Annotated in this window: 6 protein-coding genes, 1 tRNA gene and 2 pseudogenes; 7 read left to right on the top strand and 2 right to left on the bottom strand. The window is 74.6% G+C overall.

Annotated elements, in window-relative coordinates; genetic code table 11:
• Positions 1-976 (top strand): annotated as a pseudogene (locus D450_RS33640) (hypothetical protein); the annotation flags it as partial.
• A gap of 263 nt (positions 977-1,239) precedes the next feature.
• Here D450_RS33640 and D450_RS0108230 read toward each other — a convergent pair.
• Positions 1,240-1,425 (bottom strand): DUF5703 family protein, encoded by a 186-nt coding sequence (locus D450_RS0108230; RefSeq protein WP_017538192.1) that lies wholly within the window; start codon positions 1,423-1,425, stop codon positions 1,240-1,242.
• A gap of 192 nt (positions 1,426-1,617) precedes the next feature.
• On the opposite strand from D450_RS0108230, the gene topA reads away from it, so the two are divergent.
• The 6 genes from topA (at position 1,618) to D450_RS0108200 (ending at position 11,368) form a co-directional block, all read left to right on the top strand.
• The gene (gene topA, locus D450_RS0108225) at positions 1,618-4,461 is read left to right on the top strand and encodes a type I DNA topoisomerase (RefSeq protein ID WP_017538191.1); all 2,844 of its coding nucleotides are present in this window, start codon (positions 1,618-1,620) and stop codon (positions 4,459-4,461) included.
• A 223-nt stretch (positions 4,462-4,684) separates the two neighbouring features.
• Positions 4,685-7,024, top strand: coding sequence for a dTMP kinase (gene tmk, locus D450_RS0108220; RefSeq protein ID WP_017538190.1), 2,340 nt, complete (start codon positions 4,685-4,687; stop codon positions 7,022-7,024).
• Between the two features lie 921 nt (positions 7,025-7,945).
• A complete protein-coding gene (locus tag D450_RS0108215) occupies positions 7,946-9,106 on the top strand; it encodes a DNA polymerase III subunit delta' (protein WP_017538189.1) in 1,161 nt (386 codons plus the stop codon).
• A 104-nt stretch (positions 9,107-9,210) separates the two neighbouring features.
• Entirely contained in the window at positions 9,211-10,764 is a 1,554-nt protein-coding gene (locus D450_RS0108210; RefSeq protein ID WP_017538188.1) for an alpha/beta fold hydrolase, read from the top strand.
• An 87-nt stretch (positions 10,765-10,851) separates the two neighbouring features.
• Positions 10,852-10,924 (top strand) — tRNA-Thr (locus D450_RS0108205).
• A gap of 78 nt (positions 10,925-11,002) precedes the next feature.
• Positions 11,003-11,368, top strand: coding sequence for a hypothetical protein (locus tag D450_RS0108200; protein WP_017538187.1), 366 nt, complete (start codon positions 11,003-11,005; stop codon positions 11,366-11,368).
• 12 nt (positions 11,369-11,380) lie between these two features.
• On the opposite strand, the pseudogene D450_RS35155 reads toward D450_RS0108200, so the two are convergent.
• A pseudogene (locus tag D450_RS35155) lies at positions 11,381-11,954 on the bottom strand (hypothetical protein); the annotation flags it as partial.

Below are 11,954 nucleotides of genomic sequence, written 5' to 3'. Positions count from 1 at the left end.
CGCCGACGTGCCGGTGAACGTCTCCGGCAACGCGGTCGGCGCCATCGGCGGGGTCGCCGGTGCGGCCTCCAAGGACACCGGCGCGATCGTCTCCGAGGACGGCGGCGCCGGGAACGGCGGCGGCGACAACGGCGACAACGGCGGCGACAACGGTGACGGCTACCGCACCTCGCAGCTGGCCCCCGCCACCGGCGGCCTGGTCGACAAGCTGAGCGAGGCCTCCGAGCCGCTGCACGTCCAGGGCCACGGCGTCGACGCCGGGCCGGTGATGCGGCAGAGCCACGCCGACGTGCACGACATCGTCACCTCGGGCAACGGCTCCATCGGCGGCGGCAACCAGGTGGTCGCCGACGCCGACGTGCCGGTGAACGCCTCGGGCAACGCGGTCGCCGGCGTGCTGAGCACCGCCGCGGCGGCCTCCGACGACACCGGGGCCTTCGTCGAGGACGGCCGCGACCGCGAGGTCATCACCTCCGGCAACGGCTCGGTGCTGGGCGGCAACCAGGGCGTCGTCGACGCCGACGTGCCGGTCAACTTCTCCGGCAACGCGATCGCGGGTGCGGCGAGCATGGCCGCGGCGGCCTCCGAGGACACCGGGGCCTTCGTCGACCACTCCTCCGACGAGGTGGTCCGCACCTCCGACGCCTCGGCCCGTGAGCAGGCGCCCGCCGACTCCGGCTCGGCCCTGCCCGCGCCGCTGGACACGCTGCCGCTCAGCAACGAGCTGCCCTCCGCCCCGACCGGCGGCGAGCTGCCCGGGAGCGAGGCCCTGCCGCTGAGCAACGAGGTGCCCGACCCGGTGAACCTGCCCGCGACCGAGTCGCTGCCGCTGAGCGCCGAAGAGCTGCCCGAGGCGCCGCAGGCGCCCGAGGCCGAGGTTCCCGAGGCGCCCGAGGAGCTCTCGGGCCTGCCCGCCGGGAACTCCGTGCAGGACCCCGTCTCGTCCCTGACCGATGGGCTGGGCCTGGGCCTGTAACCCGGACGGCCGCGCGGCGGCGCGTCCCTACCCTCCGTTTCCGACAGACGCGGTGGACAGGCGGGGGGACCGGGGCGCCGCCCGCGGCGCGAAGGCGAGGCGAGTCCCCGCGGAGGCGTGCGGCCTTCGCGGGGGCTCGCCGCGTGCGTCCGGTGCGCGTGATCACGGCCGGATCCGGTCACCGGGCGGGCGGGGTCCGTATACCGTCATGACCAGGGCATACCGTGGGAGCCCGGCGCCCACCGGAGGTAGTGTGAGGGAATTCACAACGTGCGGACCTGTCGGATGATCCTCCGGCGGACGGTCACCCTGCGGGTGCCGTCGCGGTAGACGCGTACACGGGCCAGTTCCCACCGGCCGTACTCGGCGTGGTCGGTCAACGCCTGCCGTGTCACACTGCGCGACGTCCCCTTCGGGAAGAGGATCTCCCGGTACTCGTACTCCACCATTGCGCCTATTCTGCGACTCCCGCAGGATTCGCGCCACGGGATTCGCGGCGGCGGGGGTGCCGGCGGGGTGAGGAGCGCCGACCGGGAAGCGATCCGCGGGCCGGTCGGTTACCGTCAGTGGCTGGGGATCCGACGGCCTGCGTTCCGCGGCGGGCCGCACAGACAGCGCAAGGCGAGACGTAGGGGAAGAGCGTGCCACCCAAGAAGGGCAGCGCCGGCAAGAACGGCTCGAAGGACTCCGGTACGGCGACCGGAGGGAACCGGCTCGTGATCGTCGAGTCGCCCGCGAAGGCCAAGACGATCGCGGGCTACCTCGGTCCCGGCTTCACCGTCGAGTCCTCCATCGGCCATATCCGCGACCTGCCGACCAAGGCCGCGGAGATCCCGGCGCGCTACAAGTCGGAGCCGTGGGCCCGGCTCGGGGTGAACGTCGAGCACGACTTCGAGCCGATCTACGTGGTCAACACCGACAAGAAGTCCCACGTCAAGAAGCTCAAGGAGCTGGTGGCCCAGGCCGACGAGCTCTACCTGGCCACGGATGAGGACCGCGAGGGCGAGGCCATCGCCTGGCACCTGCGCGAGGAGCTCGCCCCCCAGGTGCCGGTGCGCCGGATGGTCTTCAACGAGATCACCCGGGACGCGATCCGCCACGCCGCGGAGAACACCCGGGACCTGAACCTGCGCCTGGTCGACGCCCAGGAGACCCGGCGCATCCTGGACCGGCTCTACGGCTACGAGGTCTCCCCGGTGCTGTGGAAGAAGGTCATGCCGAAGCTGTCGGCGGGCCGGGTCCAGTCGGTGGCCACCCGCCTGGTGGTCGAGCGCGAGCGCGAGCGGATCGCCTTCACCTCCGCCGAGTACTGGGGCCTCAAGGGCGTCTTCGACACCCTGGGCTCCTCCGGCGACGGCCCCGGCACCTTCACCGCCAACCTGGTCTCGGTGGACGGCGCCCGGGTGGCGGTCGGCCGCGACTTCACCGCCCAGGGCGCGCTGCGCTCCTCCTCGGGCGTGCTCCACCTGGACGAGCAGGCGGCCAGAGCCCTGGCCGAGCGGCTCTCCGGCGGGGACTTCGCCGTGCGCACCGTGGAGCGCAAGCCCTACAAGCGCTCGCCCTACGCGCCCTTCCGCACCACCACGCTGCAGCAGGAGGCCTCGCGCAAGCTGGGCCTGTCCGCGAAGCAGACCATGCAGGTCGCCCAGCGGCTCTACGAGAACGGCTTCATCACCTACATGCGCACCGACAGCACCACGCTGTCGGAGAGCGCCGTGGCCGCCGCCCGGGACCAGGCCACCCGGCTCTACGGGGCCGACCACGTCCCGGCCAAGCCGCGGGTCTACTCCAGCAAGGTGAAGAACGCCCAGGAGGCGCACGAGGCGGTCCGCCCGGCCGGGGACACCTTCCGCACGCCCGCCCAGACCGGGCTGAGCGGCGCCGAGTACCGGCTCTACGAGCTCATCTGGAAGCGCACCGTGGCCTCGCAGATGAAGGACGCGGTGGGCGAGTCGGTGACGGTCAAGGTGGCCGGCTCCTCCACCTCCGGTGAGCAGGCCGAGTTCAGCGCCACCGGCAAGATCATCACCTTCCACGGCTTCCTCAAGGCCTACGTGGAGGGTGCCGACGACCCCGAGGCCGAGCTGGACGACCGCGAGCGCCGGCTGCCCCAGGTCGACGAGGGCCAGGCGCTCAAGGCCGAGGAGATGGAGGCCGAGGGGCACAGCACCCGCCCGCCGGCCCGCTACACCGAGGCCTCGCTGGTCAAGGAGCTGGAGGACCGGGAGATCGGGCGCCCCTCCACCTACGCCTCGATCATCGGCACCATCCTGGACCGCGGCTACGTGTTCAAGAAGGGGTCGGCCCTGGTGCCGTCCTTCCTGGCCTTCGCCGTGGTGCAGCTGCTGGAGAAGCACTTCGGCAACCTGGTCGACTACGACTTCACCGCCCGCATGGAGGACATGCTCGACGGCATCGCCCGCGGCGACGCCGAGCGCGGCCCCTGGCTGCGCCGGTTCTACTACGGCGACGGCGACGAGACCGGCCTCAAGGAGCTGGTCGGCGACCACCTGGCCGAGATCGACCCGCGCGAGATCAGCTCCTTCCCGGTGCCCGGAACCGACATCGTGATGCGCGTCGGGCGCTACGGCCCCTACATGGAGCGCGACGGCCGGCGGGTGAACGTGCCCGAGGACCTGGCCCCCGACGAGCTCACCCCGGACAAGGCCGAGGAGCTGTTCGCCGCCCCCAGCGGCGACCGGGAGCTGGGCACCGACCCGGAGACCGGGCGCACCGTGGTGGTCAAGAGCGGCCGTTTCGGGCCCTACGTCACCGAGATCGTGCCCGAGCCGGAGGAGGGCGCGGACAAGGACAAGAAGTCCAGGTCCAAGTCCAAGCAGGCGGTCAAGCCGCGCACCTCCTCGCTGCTGAAGTCGATGAGCCCGGAGACTCTCACCCTGGAGGACGCGCTGCGGCTGCTGTCGCTGCCCCGGGTGGTCGGCGAGCTCGACGGCGAAGAGGTCACCGCGCAGAACGGCCGGTTCGGCCCCTACCTGAAGAAGGGCACCGACAGCCGCTCCCTGGAGACCGAGGAGCAGATCTTCACGGTCACCCTCAAGGAGGCCGAGGAGCTGTTCGCCAAGCCCAAGCAGCGCGGCCGGCGCGCGGCCGCCGCGCCGCTGCGCGAGCTGGGGAACGACCCCGAGACCGGCAAGCCCATGGTGGTCAAGGACGGCCGGTTCGGGCCCTACGTCACCGACGGGGAGACCAACGCCTCGCTGCGCAAGGGCGACGAGGTGGAGTCGGTCACCGACGAGCGCGCCGCCGAGCTGCTGGCCGAGCGCCGCGCCAAGGCGCCCGCTAAGAAGACGGCGGCCAAGTCCGGGGGGACCGCGGCGAAGAAGGCCCCGGCCAAGAAGTCCTCGGGCGGCGCGAAGTCCTCGGGGACCACGGCCGCCAAGAAGGGCACGGCCAAGAAGGCGGCCCCGAAGAAGACGGGCGAGCCGAAGGGGACCTCCGGCGGGGACGCCGGCCCGACCTCCTGAGGTGGCGCCGATCCGTGCGCGGCAGTAGTGTGCCGCGCACGGGTCCGCCCGGTGCGAGGAGCCCCGACCGGGGCCCACGGAGCGGACCGCGCGCGGCAGCGCGCAGCACCGCGCCGCCCGTCGAAGGGAGCCCGGCAGGCCGCGGCGGCGCCCGTGTCCGTCCCCGTCCCCGGCCCGGCCGCGCGCCCGATCCCTTCCGGACGCGCCGCTACCCTTCACGACTATGAGCAGATCTGCACCTCTTGGCGCGCCCGGCGAGGCGCGCAGCGTTCTGGCGATCACGCCCTTCCGGCGGCTGTGGATCTCGCTGTCGCTGTCCGGTCTGGGCGAGTGGCTCAGCCTGCTGGCGCTGATGTCGCTGGCGACGATCCTGACCATGGACGCCTCACCGGTGGTCCAGTACTTCGCGGTCAGCGGCGTGGTGGTGCTCAAGATCGCCCCCTGGCTGCTGCTCAGCCCGTTCGCCGGGAGGCTGGCCGACCGCTTCGACCGGCGGCTGACCATGGTCGCCGCCGACGTGCTGCGCGGGCTGCTGTACCTGTCCGTCCCCGTCGTGGGGCGGCTCGACTGGCTGCTGGCGGCCGGCCTCCTGGCCGAGTGCGCGGCGATCCTCTGGAGGTCCGCCAAGGACGCCTCGGTGCCCGGCCTGGTGCCGCGCAAGCGCCTGGAGCAGGCCGACCGGGTCGCCCTGCTGACCGCCTACGGCACCGCGCCGGTGGCGGCGGGGCTGTTCGCGCTTCTGGCCGCGTTCAGCACGGTGCTGGGGAAGCTCTTCCCGGCCATGGCCGCGCCCGGGGCCGACATCGCGCTGTACATCAACGGCCTCGCCTTCGTCGTCGCGGCCGCGGTCGTCTGGACGCTGCCGCTGCCCGCCCGGCCCGCCCCGGCCGCCGGGACGGGCCCGGAGCCGGCCCACGCGCCGTCCGCCGACGACGAGCGGACCGAGGAGGTCCCGGTCCCGGCCCGGCAGGACGACCCCAACGAGCTGACCGCGCCCATCGGCGACGCCGCCACCCTGGAGGTCCCGGCCGTCCCGGACGAGGCGCAGCGCAAGGCCGCCGAGCGGGCCGCGGCCAAGGAGCGGAGGCGCGCCGCCGCGGCCGAGCGCCGCGCCGAGCGCGCCTCCTCGGGCGAGGCCGGGGACGGCGGGCGCAACCCGCTGCGCACCATCTGGGAGGGGTGGCGCTTCGCCGGGACCACTCCGCCGGTGCGCGGGCTCATCCTGGGCATGCTCGGCGCGCTCGCCGCCGGGGGCGCCGTGGTCGGCGTGGGCCGGGTCTTCGTGGACCGGCTGGAGGCCGGCAACGCCGGCTTCGGCGTCCTGTTCGGCGCCCTGTTCGCCGGTATGGCCCTGGGCATGCTGGGTGGCCCGCGCACGCTGCGCGGCTTCAGCCGCCACCGGCTGTTCGGCCTGGTGCTGGGCGCGGCCGGGGTGGCGCTCTTCTTCAGCGGCCTGATCCCCGACATGGTGCTGGCCGCGGTGCTCACCCTGGTGGTGGGCGCCGGCGCCGGACTGGCCTGGGGGATCGGACTGGCCCTGATGGGCCAGGAGGTGGAGGAGTCCGTCCGCGGCCGCACCTTCGCCTTCCTGCACGCCGCCGGGCGCCTGGTGCTGCTGGGCGCGATGGCCCTCGCCCCGCTGCTGGCCGCGGCGGTCGGCGACCACACCCTGGCCGTGCGCGGCCTGACCTACGACTTCCTGGGCACCGGCGCGGTGCTGATGCTGGCGGCGGTGCTGGCGGTCGTCGTGGCGGTGGTCTCCTACCGGCGGATGAACGGCGAGCCGGGCGAGGTCCCGCTCACCACCGAGCTGTTGGCGGCGCTGCGCGGGGTTCCGGTGCCCGCCGCAGCCGGCGCCGAGGAGGACGAGGCGCTGCCGGGCACCTTCGTGGTCCTGGAGGGCGGCGAGGGCGCCGGGAAGTCCACCCAGGCCCAGCAGCTGGCGGTGTGGCTGCGCGAGGAGGGCTTCGAGGTGGTCGCCACCCGCGAGCCGGGCTCGACCAAGCTGGGCATGCGGCTGCGGGCGCTGCTGCTGGACAAGGAGCAGACCGGCATGTCGCCGCGGGCCGAGGCGCTGCTGTACGCCTCGGACCGGGCCGACCACGTGCACCAGGTGATCCTGCCCGCGCTGCGCCGCGGCGCCATCGTGATCAGCGACCGCTACGTCGACTCCACTCTGGCCTACCAGGGGGCCGGCCGGGAGCTGCCGGTCGAGGAGATCGCCCGGGTGAACGCGTGGGCCACCGGGGGCCTGGTGCCGGCGCTCACGGTGCTGCTCGACCTGCCGGCCGAGGACGGGCTGTCCCGGCTGGGCGGCGGCACCGACCGCATCGAGTCCGAGTCCCGCGCGTTCCACGACCGGGTGCGCAGCGGCTTCCGCGGGCTGGCCGAGCGCGAGCCCGACCGCTACCTGGTGGTGGACGCGCGCGGGGGGCAGGAGCAGGTCACCCGGGAGATCCAGCGGCGGCTGCGCCCGCTGCTCCCCGACCCGGTCCCCTCCGACGCCGAGGCGATCACCGGCATGATGCCGGTCGTCGGCGACCAGAACGGCGACGACCGGTAGAGGACTGGAGCGCTACAGGATCTGAGCGAAACCGCGACGGAGGCGGGCGGCCGGGGAGGCCGCCCGCCTCCGTCGCGTTCGGGGGGCCTCTCCTCGCCCGCGCGTGTCCGCGGTCGCCGACCGGTCCGCACCCGGCGCCTCTCCGATCAGCGGCTCCCGTCTGGCCTGGGGCAACACACACCGTCATGGGGGCGGAGCCCGAGCGCGCTCATCGACGCCCCGTCGAGCGCCCCGGGTGCGGTCTCGGTCATACCAGAACGGGATTCGGCGAAAAGATGTCCGGAAAAGCCCTGGTCGTCGGGTCTCTGAGGGGTCAGGCCGCTGGCGTTGGTACTGCAACGACAGGTCGGTCGAGGACCCGGCGGAGGCCGACCACGCGACAGGGGCGGGCACTTCCCGGGGTCCGCCTGCCGGGCAGCGGCGCCCCAGAGGTCAAGGTGGTCGGCGGTAACGACGGAACAGTTGGTGCCCCGCTCCGGCCTGCTCGCCGGGCGGCGGGGTCGCCGGAGTGTTGGCCCGTGTCCGGCGCCGTGGTGCGGCTTGCGCCCGCTCCCGTGCCGGTCCCGGGAGAAGCGGCCCTGGAACCGTGCCTTCAGGGCCGTTCTCCCCGAGAGGGAGGGGGAAGACTTCGCATTCGGCGCATACCGGGCGCGTTTTGCCTCCTTCGTTGTTGATCTCGGGGAAGTCGGCCCTATACCGGCCGGTATAGGGCCGACTTCCCCGAGATCAACAACGCGATCCGCCCGCCTCTCCCTCGTCGCCGCTCATCGCCTGTACCGAAGGGGGCGGTCGCTCGGCCAGGGCTGGTGAGGGGGGACCTGCCACCCCGTTGTCGCTGTGCCTCCTGCGGCCCCTGCGTACCTGCACCGGGTTTCCCCGTCCGGCGCCCCCTGTCGCCGCGCGGGCCTATCCTTGGTGCCGATGAGCGTCTTCGACGACCTGGTGGGCCAGGACGAGGCGGTGGCCGCGCTGCGCGGGGCCGCCGAGGCCGCCGCGGGCCGCGGCGGTACCTCGATGACCCACTCCTGGCTGTTCACCGGCCCGCCCGGGTCCGGGCGGAGCGAGGCCGCGCGCGCCTTCGCCGCCGCCCTGCAGTGCCCCGACGGCGGGTGCGGGCACTGCCCCTCCTGCCACCAGGTCCTCACCGGCACCCACGCCGACGTGCTCTACGTGCGGCCCAGCGGGCTCAGCTTCGGCGTGGAGCGCACCCGCGAGCTGGTGCTGCAGGCCGCGGCGCGCCCTGCCTCCGGCCGGTACCGGGTGGTGCTGTTCGAGGACGCCGACCGTGCCACCGAGGCCGCTTCCAACGCCCTGCTCAAGGCGGTGGAGGAGCCCTCGCCGCGCACGGTGTGGCTGCTGTGCACCCCCACCGCCGAGGACATGCTCGTCACCATCCGCTCCCGGTGCCGCCTGGTGCGGCTGCGCACTCCCTCCACCGCGGCGGTGGTGCGCGCGCTGGTCGAGCAGGACGGGATGGAGGAGTCCGCGGCGGCCGAGGCGGCCCGGGCCGCCGCCGGGCGCCTGGACCGCGCCCGGCTGCTGGCCGCCGACGCGGAGGCGCGCGAGCGCCGCGCCGAGGTGCTCGCGCTGCCCGCCCGCCTGGACGGCACCGGTGCCTGCGTCTGGGCCGCCGCCCGCCTGTACGAGCTGGCCGAGGCCGAGGCCAAGGCGGTGACCGGGGCGCTGGACGAGACCGAGCGCTCCGAGATCAAGGCGGCGTTCGGGGAGGGCGGCACCGGCAAGGGCGTGGCCAAGGCGGTGCGCGGCGCCGCGGGCGCGCTCAAGGACCTGGAGGAGCGCCAGAAGCGCCGTGCCACCAGGATCAAGCGGGACACCTACGACACCGCCCTGACCGAGCTGGTGCTGTTCTACCGGGACGTGCTGGCGCTGCAGATGGGCGCCCCGGTGGAGCTGTCCACCGCGTCGGTCCGCGGGGACCTGGAGCGGGTGGCCCGCGGCTCCTCCCCGGAGTCGACGCTGCGCCGCATCGACGCGGTGATGGAGTGCCGCCGCCGCATCGACGCCAACGTGCACCCGCAGATCGCCCTGGAGGCGATGACGGCGTCCCTGTTCGAGGGCTGAGGGCGCCCGGGAGGCCCGCTCCCGCCGTCGGCGTGGCCGCCGCCGAGGGGCTGTGGCAGGCTCGGAGCCGACCCCGCCGCCCCCGATGCGAAGGAAGACCCCCCGTGAAGAGGCTCCGTCCGGCGGCCGCCGCGGCCGCGGCCCTCGTCGTCACCGCCGCCGGCTGCACCGGAGGGGACCCCGGATCCGGGAACGGGGGCCAGGCCCCGTCCCCGGGACTGGAGCCGTTCTACTCCCAGGGCATCGACTGGGAGCCCTGCACCGACGGCGGATCGCGGTTCGAGTGCGGGGTGTTCGAGGTCCCCATGGACTACGGCGACCCCGACGGGCGCCGCCTGGAGATCGCGGTCAAGCGGCTGCCGGCCTCCGGGCGCTCCGAGGGGTCGCTGCTGGTCAACCCGGGCGGGCCGGGCGGGTCCGGCTACGACTACGCGGCGGCCGCCCCCAGCGTCGTCGGCGAGGGGGTGCGCGAGCGCTTCGACGTGGTCGGCTTCGACCCGCGCGGGGTGGCCCGCAGCGAGCCGATCTCCTGCCTGGACCCCGCCGGGATGGACGCCTACCTCGGGGCGGACCTGGAGAGCGAGGACGGCGACGGCGACCCGCTGGAGGTCACCGAGGAGGGGCTGGAGGAGCTGGAGGAGTCGGCCCGGGGCTTCGTGGAGGGGTGCAGGGAGCGGGCCGGGGAGCTGATGATGCACCTGGGCACCGAGAACGTCGCCCGCGACATGGACGTGCTGCGCGCGGTCCTGGGCGACGACCGGCTCACCTACCTGGGCAAGTCCTACGGGACCCTGATCGGGGCCCGCTACGCCGACCTGTTCCCCGACCGGGCGGGGGCCATGGTCCTGGACGGCGTCCTGGCCGCGGACCTGGACGCGCTGGAGACCGGCGTGCAGCAGGCCGGCGGCTTCGAGACGGCGCTGCGCGCGTTCGTGGAGGACTGCCAGGCGCGCGAGGAGTGCCCGGTGGGCACCGCCGAGGACGGGGTGGACGCCGGCGTGGAGCGGATCGCCGACCTGCTGGACCGGGCCGGGCGGGAGCCGCTGGAGAACACCACCGGCGACGGCCGCGAGGTGGGGCGCACCCGGGTGGAGCTGGGGATCAGCGGCGCACTCTACAGCGAAGGCTCCTGGGGCGAGGTGCGCGACGCCCTCGGCGACGCGATCGAGGACGGCGACGGCACCGCGCTGCTGCGCCTGGGCGACCGCCTCTACGGCCGGGACGAGCCGCGGACCTACACCAACTCGGTCTCCGCACTGGTGGCGGTGAACTGCTCGGACGCCCCGGCGCCGCGCGACATCGGCGCCTACCGCGATGCCGCCCGCGAGGCGGCCCAGGAGTCGCCGCTGTTCGGTGCCTCCTCCGCCTGGGCGGTGCTGACCTGCGCGTACTGGCCGCAGGAGGCCGTCTCCGAGGAGTGGGAGCCCGACGCCGAGGGCGCCGACCCGATCCTGGTGGTGGGCACCACGCGGGACTCGGCCACCCCCTTCGCCTGGGCTGAGGAGCTGGCCGAGGACCTGGACTCGGGCGTGCTGCTGACCTACGACGGGGACGGCCACACCGCCTACGGAACCGGCGACGCGTGCGTGGACGGGGCGGTGGACGCCTACCTGCTGGAGGACCGGGTCCCCGAGGAGGGGCTGACCTGCGGTGCCTGAGCCCCGGCACGGCGCCGCCCACCGGAGGGCACGGGCGGTCCGCGGAGGCGTTACACTGGGGACGGCTCCGCGCAGAGCGGGGCCGACGCCGCCTTAGCTCAGTCGGCAGAGCGATTCACTCGTAATGAATAGGTCGTCGGTTCGATTCCGACAGGCGGCTCCGGTGAGGCCCGGTCCCCGGTAGGGGGCCGGGCCTTTCTTGTGCCCATGATGGGGCCCATGTGGGTAGAGACCCCCTATGAGCCTGCTGCTGATGGTGCTGGCACTCCTGGGGGCGCTCGCGGTCCTCGGGGGCGGGGGACTGGTGCTGGACCGGCTGCTGCGCGAGGGGGAGCGCCGTGACGGGCCGCCCGCCGTCGCGGACGGCGCCCACGTCGCCGACGGCGCCGCGGGGGAGGGCGGGTACACGGTCCTGGAGGGCGCGGAGGGGCGGCGCGCGGAGGAGCGCCCCGCGGTCCCGGGGGCGACGCTGGCGCGGGTGCGCGAGCTGCTCGCCCTGGGGCGGGGCGTGGAGGCGGTGCGGGTCATGCGGGACGAGACCGGCATGGACCAGCGCACCGCCCGGGACGCGGTCGAGGACGTGCGGCGCGGGCGCCTGGGGTGAGCCCCGCCCGGGTCAGCCCTTGCGGCGCCGGCCCCGGTAGCCCATGCCCATCCGCACGCGGCGGTTGGGCGCCAGCGGCGCGGCGAACAGCAGCAGGAGCATCAGCACCAGCATGAGCACGGCCGGGGAGACCGAGGAGGCCATGTCCTGCTCGACGGCGGCCTGGTCGGTGGCCGGACCGTCCTCCCCGTCCTCGCCGGGGCCGACCGAGGGCAGCTCGGCCAGGTCGTCGTCCCCGCCGTCGGGGTCCAGGGAGGGAAGGCTGGGCGCGGAGGTGGGGAGCGACGGGCGCTCCGGGCGGGCGTCCGGCGCGTCGGGGACGTCGGGGGCCTCGGGCCGCGACGGGGAGGACCCGCCGGAGCCGCCGCTGCCTCCGGCCCCGCCGCTGCCTCCGGAGCCGCCGGTGTCAGCGTCGTCCCGGGTCTCCTTCTCCTTCTCCTCGTCCTTCTGCCGGTCCTTCTCCGAGTCGTCGCCGCCGGACGGCCCGCCGCCGGGCCCCTCGCCGCCGTCGGAGCCGTCCTGCTCGTCGTCCTCGGTGTCCGTGGGGGACAGCGAGGCCGTCGGCGGGCCGGAGGGGGACGGCGTC

The organism is Nocardiopsis halophila DSM 44494, assembly GCF_000341245.1.
GTDB classification, from domain to species: Bacteria; Actinomycetota; Actinomycetes; order Streptosporangiales; family Streptosporangiaceae; genus Nocardiopsis_A; species Nocardiopsis_A halophila.
The sequence above is the reverse complement of the archived record's forward strand: the minus strand, read 5'-3'. Positions and strand labels throughout refer to the sequence as shown.

What these genes read in the sequence shown, in the direction of transcription:
- D450_RS0108230 (WP_017538192.1), bottom strand. Translation starts at nt 1,425, where the DNA reads ATGGTGGAGTACGAGTACCGGGAGATCCTCTTCCCGAAGGGGACGTCG.
- tmk (WP_017538190.1), top strand. Translation starts at nt 4,685, where the DNA reads ATGAGCAGATCTGCACCTCTTGGCGCGCCCGGCGAGGCGCGCAGCGTT.
- D450_RS0108215 (WP_017538189.1), top strand. Translation starts at nt 7,946, where the DNA reads ATGAGCGTCTTCGACGACCTGGTGGGCCAGGACGAGGCGGTGGCCGCG.
- D450_RS0108200 (WP_017538187.1), top strand. Translation starts at nt 11,003, where the DNA reads ATGAGCCTGCTGCTGATGGTGCTGGCACTCCTGGGGGCGCTCGCGGTC.